This window comes from Heyndrickxia vini, assembly GCF_016772275.1.
In the GTDB taxonomy this organism is placed as follows: Bacteria; Bacillota; Bacilli; order Bacillales; family Bacillaceae_C; genus Heyndrickxia; species Heyndrickxia vini.
On record NZ_CP065425.1, the window covers coordinates 2,016,034 to 2,033,995 of the forward strand.

18 protein-coding genes are annotated in these 17,962 nt (G+C 33.0%); 15 read left to right on the forward strand and 3 right to left on the reverse strand.

The window, feature by feature from the left end; all coding sequences use genetic code 11:
* Positions 1 to 75 precede the first annotated feature (75 nt).
* On the forward strand, positions 76 to 276 hold the full coding sequence (locus I5776_RS10125; RefSeq protein ID WP_058006790.1) for a cold-shock protein: 201 nt from the start codon (positions 76 to 78) through the stop codon (positions 274 to 276).
* 284 nt (positions 277 to 560) lie between these two features.
* Complete coding sequence (locus I5776_RS10130) at positions 561 to 827, forward strand: hypothetical protein (protein WP_202780481.1); 267 nt, start codon at positions 561 to 563, stop codon at positions 825 to 827.
* An 87-nt stretch (positions 828 to 914) separates the two neighbouring features.
* On the opposite strand, the gene msrA is transcribed toward I5776_RS10130, so the two are convergent.
* Positions 915 to 1,451, reverse strand: a complete 537-nt coding sequence (msrA, locus tag I5776_RS10135; protein WP_202780482.1) for a peptide-methionine (S)-S-oxide reductase MsrA — start codon at positions 1,449 to 1,451, stop codon at positions 915 to 917.
* Positions 1,452 to 1,936: 485 nt separating this feature from the next.
* On the opposite strand from msrA, the gene I5776_RS10140 reads away from it, so the two are divergent.
* The 10 genes from I5776_RS10140 (at position 1,937) to I5776_RS10185 (ending at position 12,583) form a co-directional block, all read left to right on the forward strand.
* Positions 1,937 to 3,889 (forward strand): endonuclease MutS2, encoded by a 1,953-nt coding sequence (locus tag I5776_RS10140; RefSeq protein WP_202780483.1) that lies wholly within the window; start codon positions 1,937 to 1,939, stop codon positions 3,887 to 3,889.
* Positions 3,890 to 3,977: 88 nt separating this feature from the next.
* Positions 3,978 to 6,227 carry an AAA domain-containing protein gene (locus tag I5776_RS10145; RefSeq protein ID WP_202780484.1) on the forward strand — a complete coding sequence of 750 codons (2,250 nt, stop codon included), beginning with the start codon at positions 3,978 to 3,980 and terminating at the stop codon, positions 6,225 to 6,227.
* A 173-nt stretch (positions 6,228 to 6,400) separates the two neighbouring features.
* Entirely contained in the window at positions 6,401 to 6,790 is a 390-nt protein-coding gene (locus tag I5776_RS10150; protein WP_202780485.1) for a GntR family transcriptional regulator, read from the forward strand.
* A complete protein-coding gene (locus tag I5776_RS10155) occupies positions 6,787 to 7,476 on the forward strand; it encodes an ABC transporter ATP-binding protein (protein WP_202780486.1) in 690 nt (229 codons plus the stop codon). The genes I5776_RS10150 and I5776_RS10155 overlap by 4 nt, the downstream gene beginning before the upstream one ends.
* Positions 7,473 to 8,306: a hypothetical protein gene (locus I5776_RS10160; RefSeq protein WP_202780487.1), complete on the forward strand. Its 834-nt coding sequence runs from the start codon at positions 7,473 to 7,475 to the stop codon at positions 8,304 to 8,306. Before I5776_RS10155 ends, I5776_RS10160 begins: the two co-directional genes overlap by 4 nt.
* Before the next feature lie 11 nt (positions 8,307 to 8,317).
* Complete coding sequence (locus tag I5776_RS10165; RefSeq protein WP_202780488.1) at positions 8,318 to 9,499, forward strand: hypothetical protein; 1,182 nt, start codon at positions 8,318 to 8,320, stop codon at positions 9,497 to 9,499.
* 131 nt (positions 9,500 to 9,630) lie between these two features.
* Positions 9,631 to 10,242, forward strand: coding sequence for a DUF4304 domain-containing protein (locus tag I5776_RS10170; RefSeq protein ID WP_202780489.1), 612 nt, complete (start codon positions 9,631 to 9,633; stop codon positions 10,240 to 10,242).
* A 123-nt stretch (positions 10,243 to 10,365) separates the two neighbouring features.
* Positions 10,366 to 10,794: a cell wall hydrolase gene (locus tag I5776_RS10175; protein ID WP_202780490.1), complete on the forward strand. Its 429-nt coding sequence runs from the start codon at positions 10,366 to 10,368 to the stop codon at positions 10,792 to 10,794.
* A gap of 93 nt (positions 10,795 to 10,887) precedes the next feature.
* The gene (locus I5776_RS10180; protein WP_202780491.1) at positions 10,888 to 11,523 is read left to right on the forward strand and encodes a spore coat protein; all 636 of its coding nucleotides are present in this window, start codon (positions 10,888 to 10,890) and stop codon (positions 11,521 to 11,523) included.
* Positions 11,524 to 11,656: 133 nt separating this feature from the next.
* A complete protein-coding gene (locus tag I5776_RS10185; protein WP_202780492.1) occupies positions 11,657 to 12,583 on the forward strand; it encodes a manganese-dependent inorganic pyrophosphatase in 927 nt (308 codons plus the stop codon).
* 35 nt (positions 12,584 to 12,618) lie between these two features.
* On the opposite strand, the gene I5776_RS10190 is transcribed toward I5776_RS10185, so the two are convergent.
* Entirely contained in the window at positions 12,619 to 14,340 is a 1,722-nt protein-coding gene (locus tag I5776_RS10190; protein ID WP_202780493.1) for a transglutaminase domain-containing protein, read from the reverse strand.
* A gap of 189 nt (positions 14,341 to 14,529) precedes the next feature.
* A complete protein-coding gene (locus tag I5776_RS10195; protein WP_108071574.1) occupies positions 14,530 to 14,682 on the reverse strand; it encodes a YpzG family protein in 153 nt (50 codons plus the stop codon).
* 182 nt (positions 14,683 to 14,864) lie between these two features.
* Here I5776_RS10195 and I5776_RS10200 point away from each other — a divergent pair, with 182 nt between their 5' ends.
* From I5776_RS10200 to I5776_RS10210, 3 genes are all read left to right on the forward strand, one after another.
* Positions 14,865 to 15,617 (forward strand): exodeoxyribonuclease III, encoded by a 753-nt coding sequence (locus tag I5776_RS10200; RefSeq protein WP_202780494.1) that lies wholly within the window; start codon positions 14,865 to 14,867, stop codon positions 15,615 to 15,617.
* A gap of 168 nt (positions 15,618 to 15,785) precedes the next feature.
* Complete coding sequence (locus I5776_RS10205) at positions 15,786 to 16,553, forward strand: prolipoprotein diacylglyceryl transferase (protein ID WP_202780495.1); 768 nt, start codon at positions 15,786 to 15,788, stop codon at positions 16,551 to 16,553.
* Positions 16,543 to 17,949: a radical SAM protein gene (locus I5776_RS10210; protein ID WP_202780496.1), complete on the forward strand. Its 1,407-nt coding sequence runs from the start codon at positions 16,543 to 16,545 to the stop codon at positions 17,947 to 17,949. Before I5776_RS10205 ends, I5776_RS10210 begins: the two co-directional genes overlap by 11 nt.
* Positions 17,950 to 17,962: the final 13 nt, after the last annotated feature.

The following is a 17,962-nucleotide window of genomic DNA, read 5'->3' on the forward strand; positions in this document are numbered from 1 at the left end:
CAACTTATCGCCTAATATCACTTGAGCAAGGATAGTAATACAATGTGTGTATTGCACACTAGGAGGAAGATTTACATGACACAAGGTACAGTTAAATGGTTTAACAGTGAAAAAGGATTCGGCTTCATCGAAGTTGAAGGCGGAGACGATGTATTCGTTCATTTCTCAGCGATCCAAGGCGAAGGTTACAAAACACTTGAAGAAGGTCAAAAAGTAACTTTTGACGTTGAACAAGGTCAACGTGGAGCTCAAGCTGCTAACGTAGTAAAAGCATAATAATGCTAAAAAAAACAGACTCTTCCCGAGTCTGTTTTTTTATTGCTTAGGAATTATAAATTTTACGCATTGTGGATAACTTTGTTACATAAAGTGTCTACGTCCAGCTCCAGCGCCTATCGACTTGAAAACTTCAGGACTTTTCCCTACGATAAGTCAAAGTCCTTCCAGTTTTTACATCGATGAGCAATGCGCTTCTGCTTTTGATATTTATTGAAACTATTTTCATTTTCCTTGCGTATACTTTTATAAGGAGTGATTTAACTGCTTTTGGGGGTGAGGAAATGAATGATATTGAGGAAAAGGTAAACAAAAATGAGTTGGCTGGACTCGTTATCGGTTCTATTATTTTTTCAGTATTAATCATAAGTGGAGTATTAGGCACAATAAGCAGTGTCTCGCACGTTTATACGTTATATATGAACGAAAAATATGATTTGACGATTATTTGGTTTTTCTTTGGCCTATTTATGTTATTTTTATTTATTTACTTTTCAAAAGAGTTGTATCATCTAATGAAAAAATTTAGGCTAATAAAAACAATTAAGTAATCAATAATTTGTTACGGATCTATTATTCTAAAATAATTAAATTATATAAAAATAGAGAAATCAGAGGTGGAAACACCTCCGATTTCTCTATTTTTTTTCGTTCCAATGTTCAAGAATAAATTCATCGCGACCTGATTTCTTCCGATCCTCCATATAATCATCTTTATTTTTCTTATAATAATTTTGATGATATTCTTCAGCGGGATAGAAAGGAGCGGCAGGAAGTATTTGAGTCACAATCGGTTTTTTAAACTTTCCACTTTCACCTAACTGTTGCTTCGATCTTTCTGCTAATTGCTTTTGTTCGTCAGAATGATAAAAAATTACTGTACGGTATGAATCTCCGCGATCATGAAATTGTCCTCCAGCATCAGTGGGGTCAATTTGCTGCCAGTATATTTCGAGTAATTTTTCATATGGAAAAACGCTTGGATTATAAGTAATCTGAACAACTTCGAAATGTCCAGAGTTTCCTGCTTTAACCTCTTCATATGTAGGGTTGTCAATATGACCTCCTGTATAACCGGAAACCACTTTATGAATTCCATCCCATTGGTCAAACGGCTTGACCATACACCAAAAACAGCCGCCTGCAAATGTTGCTATGTCTAATTGATTGTCCATTTTGTACCTCCATAATTGATCAGCTTAATCGGATAATATCATTTTTACCGATAATATAGCAATAATTTGGTTTGAAAATTATCTAGGATTATTGACAATTTCAAAAATTTCAAGTAAGTTATATCTATGCTGGAGAAATATTACTTTTCAATTTTGACCTAGTTATTTATTCCCTTAATAAAAGGAGTTTAATTTTATGTTTGGTGTCGTTCTTAACTAATCCGTAACTTCATACGGTCACTCTTTTTCTTAATGTTTATGCGAAAAAATATTCACGCATATAACGTTTATTTTTCTATGGAAAAAAGAGTGAATGTTAAGAACGATATCGTAGCACAAAAGAGATTAATCTAAGTAGCTATTGTCTTGGACAACTGCTTTTTCTTTACCTAATTTTTAGGGAGGAAAATAACTAGGCATAAAACTCTTTTTAGCGCAATGAACATTGTTCATTGCGCTTTTTATTATTTAGGGAGGTTACTAATTTGAATATAAAATCGTTTACCGCTTTAGAATTTAATCGTGTGAAAGAAAGCATTGCACAATATACACTATCTGATAAAGGGAAGGAACGGATCGAACATTTAACGCCGTCAACAAATTTGAAACAAATTCGGTCTTGGCTGGATGAAGTGTCAGAGGGAGTACGTATTCTAGAAAAAAGCTCAAGTGTGCCAATCTCCTCTTTAAATGGTATGGAAATTTTATCTAGTCATATTAAGAAAGGCATTATATTAAAACCATCACATTTTTTACAGCTTGCTGAATTTCTAAGCAGTTGCAAAAAACTTAAACAATTTATGAAAGACAAAGAATTTATGGCACCTCGTGTAACATCATATGTATATGGAATTGAGGAACTTCCTCTACTACTTGCTGAAATTGAGCGATGTATTCGGAACGGAAGGGTGGATGATTATGCGAGTAAGGAACTTTTAAAGGTTCGCAAGCAAATAGTAATACTGGAAGATCGATTAAAGGATAAACTCAATCAAATGATTAAGTCTCCAAAAAATAAAGCGTATCTTCAAGAATTTATTGTAAGTGAAAGAAATGGTCGCTATGTAATACCAGTCAAGAAAGAGTACAAAGGGAAAATGAAAGGTACTGTCTTAGATTCGTCTGCTTCGGGAGCAACATTATATATTGAGCCGATAGAGGCAACTAATTTGCAAGACCAAATTTCTTTATTAAAAACGGATGAAGATTTGGAAGTGACTAAAATATTATCTGCGTTAACGGTTTTAGTCGACACGCACCTATCCGAAATTAAGCAAGCAATGGAAATAATGGTCCATTATGATGTTCTATTTGCTAAGGCAAAATATAGTCGATTAATAAACGGAAGGGATGTAGAAGTTAACGACACACATGAAATTATATTGAATGAGGCAAGACATCCATTGCTCGGAAACAATGCAGTTCCACTTACAATCGAACTTGGAAATAAATATCATGCTTTAATCATTACAGGGCCAAATACCGGGGGGAAAACGGTTACGATTAAAACAGTAGGATTGTTGACACTGATGGTGCAGTCCGGTCTCCACATACCTGTAGGAAAAGGGAGTAAAGTAAGTATCTTTCAACAGATTCTTTTAGATATTGGTGATGGTCAAAGTATTGAACAAAACTTAAGTACCTTTAGCTCCCATATAACAAATATTATCGAATTACTAAAGGAAGCAAATGACGAAAGTTTAGTGATATTGGATGAATTAGGGTCTGGGACCGACCCAGCTGAAGGGATGGGATTGGCAACTGCATTGTTAAAACAATTCCATGAAAAAGGAGCGACCATATTAGCGACAACACATTATAGTGAAATTAAAGATTATGCGGATAAGACTGATGGATTTATTAATGGTTCAATGGAATTTGATATTGACACATTACAACCAACGTATCGGCTGACTATTGGAAAAGGCGGGGAGAGTCAAGCCTTTGCGATAGCACTAAAATTAGGCATGCATCCTAAGATTATTTCGGATGCACATCAAATAACATATAAAACAGAAAAATTGTATCAACTGGAACCTAATGATGTATCTAAACAAAGGGAAATGGATAGACAAATATCTTACAATCGTCATACAAAACGAAATGGGAAAGAAAACAAAGGATTGAAACACGAAGTTGCTAAGTATCAGCAAGGGGATAATGTCCTCATTCTTGCAACAGATGAGTATGGAATCGTTTTCCAAGGGCCCGATTCGCTCGGTAATTATATAGTTCAAGTAAAAGGGGAAAAACGCACATATAATCATAAAAGGATTAAGTTATATATTGCCGCAAATGAATTATATCCTGAGGATTATGATTTTAATATTATTTTTGAATCAAAAGAAAATCGTAAACTATCCCATTTGATGGACAGGAAACATGTGGAAGGGGAAACGCTTGACTTAGGGGCAAAAAGAAATGAAGATAAAAACTAATTTTATTTATAAAGTAAAATAAGGTAAAATATATGTGGCTCAATCAATATGATTGGGCCACATATATTTAAAAAGGATTGCAATACTGATGACTATAAATACTAAGCAATTAATTAAAGAATGGCAACATGCCTTACAACTAGAAATTCAGCATTTGAAAAAATTTGGTAGTACGAAATACCAGTTGTCAAATGGGTTTCTAGTTTCTAATGATAATGAATATACATATTATTTTGAGACACCAGCATCTTTAAAAATTCCGATTGGGTCAACTGTCCGTCTTGAATGGGAGAAAAATAAGTATAGTGGAAAAATCCTCTCTTCGGAAGGGAAAAACATGATAATTAATTTCGAAAAATATATCGGTGATCTTATCGGTATGGCATTTCTCTATCATGACCCGTGGGAACTATTAGAACAGCTTATCCATCGTTTAGACGAAGTAAAAAAGAGTAAACGAAAAAGAGCACGAATAAAGCAGGTAATGGAACCTGTAAGCCCCATTAAACATCCAACAAATAATATAAAAAGTAATATTCATGAGTTAGTATTACGTTCTAAATATAATCCGGTTACATTTGTCTGGGGACCACCAGGAACAGGAAAAACTTATACCTTAGCAAGAGTTGCAGCAAATAAGTATTTTAAAGAAAAAAAAGTCCTAATACTGTCTCATAGTAATCAAGCTGTCGATGTGTTAATGAATGAAGTCCTATTATTTGTTCAACAGAAGAATCGTTTTGTTGAAGGTGATATTATTCGCTTTGGTATGGGTGGAAATATGCGAGAAGAGACTCAATTAACGACAATGCATTTACTTGAAAAACGAGAACCTTCTTTGTTTGAAAAAAAACAACAGTATTCCATTCGGAAAAATGAAATTAAGAAGGATTTAGGTGAGTCATTTAGTAACAGAGATACGGACAAGCTTTTAGAACTAGAGGGCAAACTTGCAAAAGTATTGGAAAAGATCCGACGAAAAGAAATTGAATATGTAAAAGAAGCAAAGATTATTGGAACAACTTTAACAAAAGCGGCTGGTGATCCTGCGATATATGAACAAGAATATGATCTAATAATTATTGATGAAGCAAGTATGGCATATGTTCCTCAAATTACTTTTGCATCAACCTTAGCAAAAAGGGTTATTGTTTGTGGAGATTTTAAACAATTGCCACCAATTGCATCTTCAAGACATTCTTTTGTCAACAAATGGCTAAAAGAGGATATTTTTCATAAAGCAAATGTTGTTTATACAAATAGTGATGATCAATTACATCCACATCTATTTCTGCTAAAAGAACAGAGAAGAATGCACCCTGATATTTCAGCATTTACAAATCGATATATTTATAAATCATTGGTTGGGGATCACGACAAAGTACGGGATTTGCGAAATTCTATCACTCAGAAATTGCCCTTTGCCAATCGTGCATCTATTTTACTAGATACAAGTTTTTCAGGTGCATATTGTATTAATGAACGAATTTCAAAATCAAAAATAAATCCATTTCATCTCTTACTATCTTTTCAGTTAATCCATGAAGCAGTAGTCTCTGGAATTTCTTCAATAGGATTTGTCACCCCATATCGCGCGCAAGCTACTCTAATGGATCAATTACTGATGGATCTTTATCCGTTGGAAATGCAAAATCGAGATATTGTTTCGGCAACTGTACATCGTTTTCAAGGCAGTGAGAAGGATGTAATCTTATTCGATTCTGTTGATGGGCCACCTCAAATTAGACCAAGTATGCTACTTTCTGGGCGTGAAAGTGAACGTTTAATTAATGTTGCTATGACGAGAGCAAAAGGGAAGTTTATCCACATTGCAGATAAGGATTTCATTCGCCATCATGTATATCAAAATAAAACAATTAGGCAGTTAGTTGATCATCAAAATCGGTTACATCAAACAATTTCGCTTAATGCAATTGGTAAATGGGTGAGACACTCTCATCCTAATTTAATGTGGATTTATGCACGTAAATTAGAATCGGTTTTTACTGATATTCATTCAGCACAAGAATCAATCATCATCTCACTGCCAGAACATGCAATACTTTCTAAGCAGTGGAATGATGTTTTCAAAAATAGGACAAAAAAAGTTAAATTGATCATCATTTCCATGAAAGATTTTAGGAATCTCCAACCAAGTAAACAGATTAAAGAACATATACCCTTCCCATTTATTATAATAGACCGAAAAGTTTTTTGGTTAGGCCAACCACTTGAAGCGATGATCTACAATAAACCTCCATATATCGCTTCAAGACTTGAGTCGAATCTATTTATAGAATATTTCATCAAACAATTGCCTTTAAATAGAGTGATATAATCCATTTTTTTAGCCAGGGAAATTTACTGGCTAATTTTTTGATAATCTGTTGACATGGAATGTGTATTAAACATATAATACACATATGAAGTGTATGAACTGAATAATACATACATCTTTCTAATCAAAGTGTATGAACTAAATAATACACACAATAAATAGGAGATGTTTCAATGAAAATAAATTTTAATAATCGAGATCCTGTGTATACCCAAGTTGTAAGGTACTTCAAGGAACAGATAGCGATTGGAAATTTAGGTGCAGGGCAAGAAATTCCATCTCGAAGAGAGCTTGCATCCATGTTAAAGATTAATCCAAATACAGCTCAACGAGCGTATAAAGAAATGGAGGAACAAAGGTTGATTCATACTGAAAGGAACCATCCAAGTCGAATAACGAATGATGAAGCAATACTAGGGAAATTGAGATCAGAACTTATTGTGGAAGCTGTTGATTCTTTTGTTGAATCAATACGGGCGATTAATGTGCCAGTAGAGGAGATTCTCACTTTAGTAAAGGATAAATACACCTCTACAGAACAAGGGAGGAGGGAAGTAGAATGATTGAAGTAAAAAATATCACTAAAAAATTCGGTCGAAAAAAAGTTTTAAATGGAATATCCTTCACTGCAAATAAAGGGGAGATTACTTGTTTAATTGGAATTAACGGGGTAGGTAAAACGACCACTTTAAAGGCAATTTTAGGACTTACACCGATTAATAGCGGGACAATTTTAATTGATGGTGAAAAATTAACAAAGTCAAGTTATGAAAAAATTACATTTATTCCGGATGCCATCACGATGCTGCCACAAATGACAATTCTTGAAGCTATGGTGTTTATGAACGACTTTTATCAAAATTGGAATCAAAAACGAGCAGATGATTTATTAACATTTTTTAAGTTAGATAAGCATACACGAATATCCGATTTATCGAAAGGAAACGTCGCAAAGGTTAATTTATTATTAGGACTTTGCCTTGACGTTGATTATGTTTTAATGGATGAACCTTTTTCAGGCATCGATATTTTTAGCCGTGAACAAATAGCGGAAGTTTTCACAAGTCATCTGATTGAAGATAGAGGAGTTATTATAACGACACATGAAATCAATGATATTGAACATTTAATCGATAAAGTTGTATTGATGGATAATGGTGTTGTCTTAAAAGAATTTAATACCGAAGAAATTCGATTTGCTGAGGGAAAATCTGTTGTTGATGTAATGAGAGAGGTGTACCAGCCGTGAACAAGTTTTTAAAATTAGTTAACTTTGAAATGAATCGTTTTAAAAAGATATACATTGTTCTATTATTGATAACAGTTATCTTTCAATTTATTGGCATATTTGTATTATCATTAGGCTTTATGAATGATTCAAAGCGTACAATGCATGATGAATCTTTATCTGTTGCACAATATGTGCATCAATATGGATTGTTTGATTTTACTCACATATTACGGAGTTTGTGGTTTTTTGCACCAATCGGTATTGGCGTTACAGCTATATTATTCTACATTTTTTTCATTTGGTATCGCGATTGGTTCGGAAAAAATACATTTATTTATCGACTATTAATGCTGCCAACTTCAAGATTAAATATTATTTTATCTAAAGGATTGACGATTCTTATATTTGTTCTTGGTTTAGTAGCTTTTCAACTAATTCTACTTCCAATTGAAAACTCAATGGTAAATTGGCTTGTATCTAATGAGTTTTTAAATCGTATGAACGTTGGGGAAATTCTAGATTCATCATTTGAATTATCATTGTTGATTCCAGGCTCTTTTATTGAATTTATCCTTTATTATGCAACTGGATTAATGGCGGTGTTTGTTATCTTCACTGGCATTTTGTTTGAGAGAAGCTACCGAATTAAAGGAATCATTTTTGGAGTATTGTATTTACTTGCGGCATTTATTGTCTTCTTTTCTCCTTTTCTTGTAGAAATTATTTTACAAAAGGATTACTTATATGGGATTGAAAAACTACTATTAGTAATAGTAATGGGGATCATCGTATTGATCGGTTCATTATTTGTTAGCAATTTCCTTTTGAAGAAAAAGGTATCAGTTTAAGGGAGGATCATATGAAACGATATATAAGTTCAATTGTTATTATAGCAATAATGTTTTGTACCATCGGTGCATTATATATTTATACTGCGATAGCAGATACATTACCTGAAATGAAAATCGTTAAAGTTAGTGGTAATGATGCTGAATTGAAAAATGTCGTAATAAGCGGAAACTATCAGATTGGCAATACGAATGATAATTTTGAAGTTACGACAAAGGGAACAACATACTTTAGTGAAAGATCTTTTTTTGAAAAGCTAGATGTAGAAAAAGGGAAGCTTTTAGAATTAAGGAAAAAATACCGAAATTTTATGAGGGGAAAACACGACACTGACTCATTATTTGAGGATAATGAATTACTTGTATATACAGAGTTAAATCCGCGTTACAATAAATATTCGCTGGATTTTTCAATTTTAAATAAAAAAAATAAAAAGAAAAATTCCTTTAAAGTAGATATTCCAAACTATAAAGAATTCTCAGAAGTTTATTTTCATGACGTACAACGTGTAGGAAATGAATTAAAAGTAATAACGGAAAATAATCGTCGTTCGGAACAGGACAAAAATAAAATTGAATTACATGTCTATACCATTGACTATGAACAGAAAAAGATAATGAAAGATGATATTATCGCTTCTAAATTTTTGGGTTATGAACATGCTGGCTACCAGTATAATTCAATTTATTCAACAGATCCAACAATAACTAATAAATATTTTGCTATTCAAGATAATGAAGTAAAGGTTCAAGAACGAAAAGATGGGGAAATAGATGAACAAATCGTTAATAGTGAAATTGTTACTTATAATTATGAAACAAATAAAATAGAAAGAATAAAACTTCCTAAGCAGTACTATGATGCTCAAATCGTAAACGATAAAGATGGTACCAATTATTTCATTTTAACAAATGAAAAAGAAGTAATTATATCAAAAGTCAACATTGGTAAGCGTTCTATAGAAAAAATCAGAAAGATTTCATTGCCAGAAATGGGAGCTAATCAGAATCAAATAATAAAAATTAATAATGGAAAAGTATACCTTTTAATCACACAAACGAACGCAAATGATAATAATACACTAATTGTAATGGATATACGTAGTGGTCAAAAACTATACCAAGGAAAAATTACTCAGTCAGAACAAAAAAAGAATAGTAATATTGAATTATTTGACTTTGAAATAAACTAAACAAATAATGTAAAAAAAGAAATATTTAGAATAAATGCAACTTTTTAAGCAGTCAATACGTCTAATATATATGGAGATATTTTGAAAGCAAATTAACGTTTTTTCATCAAAATATAGCAGGGGGGATTGACTTGATTGTTCGGAATAAAATTGATAAAAAAATAAAACGAATACTATATCCGGTTTTGAAGGAATTTGGATTTTCAAGTATTAATAGCCGAAATTATTACGCGCTTCATAATGATTGCATATGGGTATTAAGTATTAATCATGTGGGGAATTACTATTCCGAATTATCAGGTTGGCCTGCTCAATCGTTAAATGCTACTGTAGGGATTTATTATGATTTTATCCCTCCATTATGGGATGAATTTGAAAAGATTGAAAAATTCCCGAAATATTATGAATGCCAATTACAAATGGAATTATGTTGTCAAAATAATGATATGTTTGACCAAATTAAAGATAATAAAAAACTTGAAAGTACATGGTGGTTCCATCCTAATGGTAATAATATTGAAGATGTCGTTTATGACATTAGAAATGCTTTCGTTAAAACAGGTTTACCTTGGTTAAAAAAATATTCTAATTTAGAACGTGCCTTTGAAAAGATTGAAGGCGAACTGAATTCATATCATAAGTTTTATAAAGCAAAATTTTTTGCGAAATATTTAAACAAATGGGATAAATATGAGAAGTACAACCATTTATTTAAAGTTGAAGCAACTAAATTTGGTGAGTAAAAGTGAAGGAATTAAACGCCTTCACTTTTTTTATTTGATAATCTTTTTAATCTGTCACTATATATGGTCATCAAACCAGCTGTTAAGAATATGATATGGTGAAAAGTTTTTGGAGGTGGAATGATGGCAGTTGTAAAAGCGACTGATTCAGATATTGCTCTGTTAGCAAGACTTCTAAGAGCGGAGGCTGAGGGAGAAGGAGTCCAAGGGATGCTTCTTGTTGGGAATGTTGGAATAAACAGGATAAGGGCAAATTGTTCCGATTTCAAAGGACTACGTACGATACCCCAAATGGTTTACCAGCCACATGCGTTTGAAGCAACTATTCATGGATATTTTTATCAACGGGCAAGAGAAAAAGAAAAACGATTAGCTCGAAGATCGATTAATGGGGAAAGTTTTTGGCCGGCTAAATATAGTTTATGGTATTTTAAACCACCAGGAAATTGTCCATCGACATGGTATGATCAACCATTAGTCGCACGGTATAAGTCTCATTGTTTTTATGAGCCTACAGCTGAAACATGTCAAAACGTTTATAATACTTTTTAATTTATTACGCTAATAAAAATGTAAAAAATGAATAACTCCTGTTTCTAAATAAATAATAACAAAGTAAATGATTTTATTTATGGAGGGGTTATTATGGAAAACCAACAAAACCAAACTCATCAGAATTTGCACACTGGAAGTATTCCACAACAAATGAATCATGGTGGCCATGAAGTACTAGATGTTGGAGAAGTATTATCTGGTGCTATTGGTACAATGAATACCTATACACTTCTTAAAGATCATGTGCAGGATCAAGAGCTGCGCGGAATTCTTGATCGGCAATACCAATTTATGCAGCAAGAATATAATACAACAGTTGATTGCTTTAAGACAGGTCAAGATCCGCAAGTGCCAACTCAAAGTTATAAGATGCAACAAAATAATAACTTTATTTATGGACTGCAGCCCTCTCAGCCTAAAAAGCCGTTACAATCCGCGAATGAACTTACTGATGAATGTATTTCCGGATTAATGCTTGGAGCTGTTAAATCATCTGCATCGATGAAAACAGTTGCAGCATGTGAAACGACTAACCCTGTCGTTCGCCGCGTGTTAGCGGATTCGATTCCAAATTGCATCGAAATGGCCTATGAAATTTCACTGTATCAAAATAAACACCATTATTACCAAGTACCACAATTTGCACAACAAGATATGCAACAAATGCTAAATGCATATGCCCCTACCCAAGGGACGATTCAGCAGCCAAATAATTTTATGCATTAAGCATTACTTAAACACCATTTCAAAAGGAATGGTGTTTTCTTTTGAACAGGTGAAAATATTTCTCTTTTTTGCTAAAATATTAAATGATATCTGTAATAAAATAAATTTTAGTATGTATATGAAGGAGAAAACGATGGAAAAAGTATTAGTATTTGGACACAAAAACCCGGACACAGATACAATCTGTTCTGCTATTGCGTATGCACATTTAAAAAATAAGTTAGGAATTGACGCTGAGCCTGTTCGTTTAGGTGATGTAAACGGGGAAACAAAATATGCTCTTGATTATTTTAAAATGGAAGCACCTCGGTTTGTTGAAAAAGTTGCTAATGAAACGAAGGAAGTAATCTTAGTTGATCATAATGAACGACAACAAAGTGCTGAAGATATTGATCAAGTAAAAGTGTTAGAGGTAATCGATCACCACCGCATTGCAAATTTTGAAACAAGTGATCCTTTATATTATCGTGCTGAACCTGTTGGCTGTACAGCAACGATTTTAAATAAAATGTATAAAGAAAATGGTGTAGAAATTAGCAAGGAAGTTGCAGGATTAATGTTATCTGCAATTATTTCAGATTCACTTTTATTTAAATCACCTACATGTACAGAACAAGACATTGCTGCCGCTAAAGAACTTGCCAGCATTGCGGAAGTTGACGTTGATAGCTATGGGCTAGCTATGCTAAAGGCGGGTGCTGATTTAAGTGATAAAACGATTGATCAATTAGTTAGCTTAGATGCAAAGGAATTCCAAATGGGGAACTATAAGGTTGAAATTGCTCAAGTAAATGCAGTAGATATTAATGATGTGTTGAATCGTAAAGAAGAATTAGAAATGAAGCTAGCAACTGTAGTAGCCGAAAAGAATTTAGATTTATTCCTTTTTGTTGTTACAGATATTTTAAATAGTGATTCTACCGCAGTAGCAATTGGACAAGCGACAGATGCTGTAGAAAAAGCATTCAATGTAAAGTTAGAAAATAACCGTGCTTTACTCAACGGTGTAGTATCACGTAAGAAACAAATCGTTCCACAATTAACAGATGCATTAAAATAAAATGAAGTCGGGTAGATTCCCGACTTCATTTTATTTTAGTATTCAACTTTATCTCGTAAATGGGTCTTATTAAATTCCGTCATTTTTGGTTGGAAGTATTTATCGGTATATTTTGCTACGAATTTATCATTTTGCACATAACCTGCTCCCCACGTTGGATCCATCGTTAGCCATTTTCCGTTTATTTTTGCTTCGATCCATGCATGATTCTCTTTCAAAAATCCAGTCCCAGCTTTTCCAGTTATTACTCTTGCCTCAATATTACTTGCACGTAAAAGAGCACCTGCAAGATAAGCATAATCCTGACAAACGCCGGTTTTTAATTTTAATGTCTTAAGTGCATTATCATCCCACTCAAATTCATTGTTTTTAAATTTAGCAACATCGTAAGAAATTGTTTTTGCTGTATATTCGTAAATTGCTTTTGCTTTGTCAAGATTGTTCTTCTTATTCTTTGTCAATTTTTTTGCTAGATTGATAATTTTTGGGTTATCCGAAGGTATACCGCGTGAAGGTAATAAATCCCGTTTATCTTCATTTTCCGTGTTCTCAACAGTAAATGAAGCAACAGAAAAATAACGGAAATAGTTCGATTTTTCTTTTTTAATTTCTGGAACATTTATGGAAACCTCATACTCACCCGGTCCGAATCGTAGGTAAATTGAATCATCAAAACTAAAGTGAGTTACTGGTATAATATCGAGTGCTTCATCATTGCCTTTTTTCGTTTTAATATAAATATGTGATGTTTCATTAGCTAATTTTGCATTTGGGTCAATTTGGCCTTTTATATGATAGGAGAGCTTTGTGCGATCTCCGCCAAATTGCGGGGTCTCAAGTGTAATTCCTCTTTCTTCATAAGTTCGAAAATATTCGATCGGTTTCATTGTGCGAGTGGATTGATTATCGACAAAAAGTGTTGTGCCATATTGATAATAATTTTCTCTATTCTGATCTGGAACTAATACATTAATTTGATGGATGCCCTTTCCATAAAAAAGAGGGACTTCATAAGAAAACTTCCCATTTTTAATAGGAATTTCGTGTTTCCACTGGTTGCTATCTTTTTTAACTTCAATCATGATATTCTTAAAAGATGTTTGCGTTTCGATTGTGCCTGCGACAGTTATTAATTCCTTACCTAAGATAAAACCAGATTTAATATTATCCAGAGTTAGATGTGCTTCTTGAGCGAATGGGGTATAAGCAATATCTCTTTGTTTTATTGGATTAACATTTATTACTTCAAATGTGGAAAGATCATAATAATAATTTTCACGGTCCGTTGCAGGAAGCATTATATTTACAGAATATTTCCCTTCCCCATTATAAAAATGGATTTTGTTTGAAAACTGTCCATTCTTTATAGGAATATAGTATTCTTGTACTGTATTAGAATCAATCACATCGAGAGAACTGACTTTTACCCATACATATTTTTCTTTTAATAACTCATGTTTTTCAATTTTCCCCGCTATTTCAAGTTCTTTATTCACTGCGAAAGTTTTATACTTTGGATTAGATAGTGTGGCTCCTACCTTTTCACTATAGTTCGTCAGTGTTATTGGTTCTAAATCTAATTCACTGTTTTTTTCTTTTACTACAGTAGCATATTTCGCATTTTCTTTTTCTTCCTTTGTTACTTGTTGGTTCTCTTTATTGTTGCTTGTTTTTGAATTCGTATCATGGCTACATGCAGCGGTAGAAAGGAACAATATAGAAAGTAAACAATATAAGAATATTTTTTTTATAGGCATACTATTCCTCCTTTTGATTATATTTATATACAAATTTTCCCACATTCTTATCAGTTATATCATAATTAAGGTAATAATGAATATGAGCTGAAAAGACTATTTTATACATATGCGTTTATATAACTAAATAGGTAATAATAACAAAAAAGACGCACAGGGCGTCTTTTTTGTTCATTTCTTGTATGATCCTTACCAAAAATGTGCTTTAGCGTTACTTCTTAAAATGATTGTGTTTTGAGTAACTTGAGTTTGTCCATTCACTTGAGATTTCGTATGTTTTCGTCTTGTAGTATGATGGTGAAATAGCTCAGAGTGGGGATCCAAATGGTCTTTATAACTCATCTAAAATCACCTCTTTGGCAGGATTTATACTTCGAAATATCGATATTCAAGAGGAATATCTGTATTATCTTGTCAAGTTTGTACATAAAAAATACATCAATCCTAAAATTCGGTGTTCTATAAAAAACAATGTTATAATTAAAAATATCTTTTTGAAAAAATCGTGTTAGGGGTTTTTAGTAGTGAAATTGGTTTCTTGGAATGTTAATGGTATAAGAGCATGCATAAAAAAAGGATTTTTAGATTATTTTAATGATATAGATGCAGATATTTTTTGTATTCAAGAAACAAAATGTCAAGACGGTCAGGTCACATTAGATATACCAAACTATTATCAATATTGGAATTATGCTATTAAAAAAGGGTATTCCGGCACTGCTGTTTTTACGAAGAAAAAACCTTTATCTGTTAAGTATGGTATTGGAGAGCATGATAATGAACCTGAAGGTCGAATTATAACATTGGAATACGACCAATTTTTTTTAGTAAATGTTTACACACCTAATTCCCAAAGAGATTTAGCAAGATTAGATTTTCGCCTAAATTGGGAAGAACAGATTCGGGAGTATTTAGCAGAATTAGACCAAAAGAAACCGGTTATTTATTGTGGAGACTTAAATGTGGCACACAATGAAATTGATTTAAAAAATTCAAAGTCGAATATCGGAAATTCAGGTTTCACCAATGAAGAGCGAGAGAAGATGACAAAGCTTTTGGCTGGTGGATTTGTGGATACATTTCGATACATATATCCGGATAAAGAGGGGTCTTATTCCTGGTGGTCATACATGAACAAAGTAAGAGAGCGCAACATCGGTTGGAGAATCGATTATTTTATTGTTTCTAATAGATTAGTAGAGTTGATTAAAGATTCACAAATACACTCGCATGTTTTAGGAAGCGATCATTGTCCTGTCATGCTTGAAATAAAATAATAGGAAATGTTTTTTACACCCGGCGATAAGCGTCGGGTGTTTTTTTTTACCGAAATTTATCATCATACGCTAGTCGAATTCTTTCAATCTTAGTTTTTGAAGGAAATTTACAATTTTTCTCGAATATACTTAGTTGTGATTCAATTAGATTTTGTTTTGGAGGTAAACATGCAGTTTCCTGTTTATGTATTTGGTATCCACCCTCATTTTTTATTTGAAGCTATTGCTTATTTTATCGGATTCCGCGTCTATTTATATACGAGAAACAAAGAAAGAATTCCAATGGATAAAGCGATGTGGGTAATTGTCGGCGCTATATTCGGAGCAGCATTTGGCTCGAAATTTCTCTATTGGTTTGAAGATCCGTATAAGACGATTGAACATTGGACTAATTTCACATATATGTTAGAAGGAAAAACTATCGTAGGCGGATTATTAGGAGGACTCATTGGTGTTGAGTTCGCAAAAAAATGTATTGGCTGGAAAAGGTCAACAGGAGATGACTTTGTATTGCCCCTTACCGTTGGCATGATGCTTGGTAGAATTGGTTGTTTTCTAACCGGGATGGATGATCATACTTATGGTACAGCGACGACATGGATTACTGGAGTGGATTTCGGTGATGGAATCAAAAGGCATCCGACCCAGCTTTATGAAATTGTATTTTTATTTACTTTAATTTTCATACTTCTTACGATAAAAAAGAAGAAAACAATACTATGGGAAGGCTATTTATTTCAGCTATTTATGTTGTCCTATCTTGTTTTTCGCTTGATTATTGATTTTATCAAGCCTACCCCACATCCGTATTTTTACTTAAATAATATCCAAGTTGCATGTTTAATCGGAATCGTTTATTACATTCACTTAATGATTAAAAAAGGAAAACATCATCTACATTTTAGAAAAGGGGAGGAACAAATTCATGCCAAATAGACCGTATACCTATTATGATCTAACTATCAGTATTTGCTCTAAGTGTTTAAGAAAAGTAGAAGCAAAGATAATTTTCGAAAATGAAAACGTTTATATGGTTAAAACATGTATGAAACATGGAAGAGAAAAGGTGTTAATTTCAACGGATATCGACTATTACAAATGGTGTCGAGATTTTATCAAGCCGTCCGAAATGCCGCATCGCTGGAATACTCCAATAAAATATGGATGTCCCTATGATTGCGGTCTCTGTCCTGACCATGAACAACATAGCTGCCTTACCCTATTGGAAATTACGGAAAGATGTAATTTAAAGTGTCCAATATGTTATGCAGAATCCTCCCCGCAAAAAGGGACTTTTCGTTCGTTAGAACAAATTGAGTTTATGCTGAATGCGATTGTTGAAAATGAAAAAGAACCCGATATTATTCAAATTAGTGGAGGAGAACCAACGATTCATCCACAGTTTTTTGAAATTTTAGATCTTGTAAAATCTAAACCAGTTAAACATATTATGGTCAATACGAATGGATTGAAGATCGCAAACGATAAAGAGTTTGTTAAGCGTCTGGCAACGTATTTACCAGGCTTTGAAATTTATCTCCAATTTGATAGTTTTGAAGCGGATGCACTAAAAGAATTAAGGGGAGTCGATCTTACAAAGATAAGACAAAAAGCGATCGAGCGCTTAAATGAATATAATATTTCAACCACATTAGTCGTCACATTAAAAAAAGGTCTAAACGATCATGAGGTAGGAAAGATTATCCAATATGGGTTAGAGCAAAAATGTGTGCGAGGAGTGACTTTTCAACCAATTCAAAGTGCTGGACGATTAGAGGATTTCAATCCAGAAGCGGATCGCTTAACATTAAGTGAAGTAAGACAAATGATTATTGATCAATCGAGTGTTTTCGGTGAAAAGGATATAGTTCCTGTCCCGTGTCATCCTGACTCTTTAGCAATGGGATATGCTTTTAAGAAGAACGGACTGGTTACCCCACTAACCGGGATGATTGACCATAATATTTTATTAGAAGGAGAAAGGAATACAATTGTTTTCGAACAAGATGAAAATATTCGCAATATGATCTTTAATTTATTTTCATTGAATCATTCACCAAGTTCATCAGCGTTATCCTTTAAAGATTTACTTTGCTGTCTTCCAAAAGTCGATATACCTGGCGATATTGGCTACGATAATGTTTTTCGTGTCATTATTATGCAATTCCAAGATGCTTATAATTTCGATGTTCGTTCAGTCAAAAAATCATGTGTACACATCGCCCATCCAGATGGAAGGATTATTCCTTTTGATACTTATAATTTATTTTATCGGGATGAAAAAGAACAGGAATTAAAAAAAATACAAGAGGAAATCATGTCTACACGTTAATTTCTGCTTTATA

What these genes read in the sequence shown, in the direction of transcription:
- I5776_RS10180 (WP_202780491.1), top strand. Translation starts at nt 10,888, where the DNA reads ATGGAAAACCAACAAAACCAAACTCATCAGAATTTGCACACTGGAAGT.
- I5776_RS10185 (WP_202780492.1), top strand. Translation starts at nt 11,657, where the DNA reads ATGGAAAAAGTATTAGTATTTGGACACAAAAACCCGGACACAGATACA.
- I5776_RS10145 (WP_202780484.1), top strand. Translation starts at nt 3,978, where the DNA reads ATGACTATAAATACTAAGCAATTAATTAAAGAATGGCAACATGCCTTA.
- I5776_RS10155 (WP_202780486.1), top strand. Translation starts at nt 6,787, where the DNA reads ATGATTGAAGTAAAAAATATCACTAAAAAATTCGGTCGAAAAAAAGTT.
- I5776_RS10210 (WP_202780496.1), top strand. Translation starts at nt 16,543, where the DNA reads ATGCCAAATAGACCGTATACCTATTATGATCTAACTATCAGTATTTGC.
- I5776_RS10205 (WP_202780495.1), top strand. Translation starts at nt 15,786, where the DNA reads ATGCAGTTTCCTGTTTATGTATTTGGTATCCACCCTCATTTTTTATTT.
- I5776_RS10195 (WP_108071574.1), bottom strand. Translation starts at nt 14,682, where the DNA reads ATGAGTTATAAAGACCATTTGGATCCCCACTCTGAGCTATTTCACCAT.
- I5776_RS10125 (WP_058006790.1), top strand. Translation starts at nt 76, where the DNA reads ATGACACAAGGTACAGTTAAATGGTTTAACAGTGAAAAAGGATTCGGC.
- I5776_RS10150 (WP_202780485.1), top strand. Translation starts at nt 6,401, where the DNA reads ATGAAAATAAATTTTAATAATCGAGATCCTGTGTATACCCAAGTTGTA.
- I5776_RS10190 (WP_202780493.1), bottom strand. Translation starts at nt 14,340, where the DNA reads ATGCCTATAAAAAAAATATTCTTATATTGTTTACTTTCTATATTGTTC.
- msrA (WP_202780482.1), bottom strand. Translation starts at nt 1,451, where the DNA reads ATGGACAATCAATTAGACATAGCAACATTTGCAGGCGGCTGTTTTTGG.
- I5776_RS10130 (WP_202780481.1), top strand. Translation starts at nt 561, where the DNA reads ATGAATGATATTGAGGAAAAGGTAAACAAAAATGAGTTGGCTGGACTC.
- I5776_RS10175 (WP_202780490.1), top strand. Translation starts at nt 10,366, where the DNA reads ATGGCAGTTGTAAAAGCGACTGATTCAGATATTGCTCTGTTAGCAAGA.
- I5776_RS10165 (WP_202780488.1), top strand. Translation starts at nt 8,318, where the DNA reads ATGAAACGATATATAAGTTCAATTGTTATTATAGCAATAATGTTTTGT.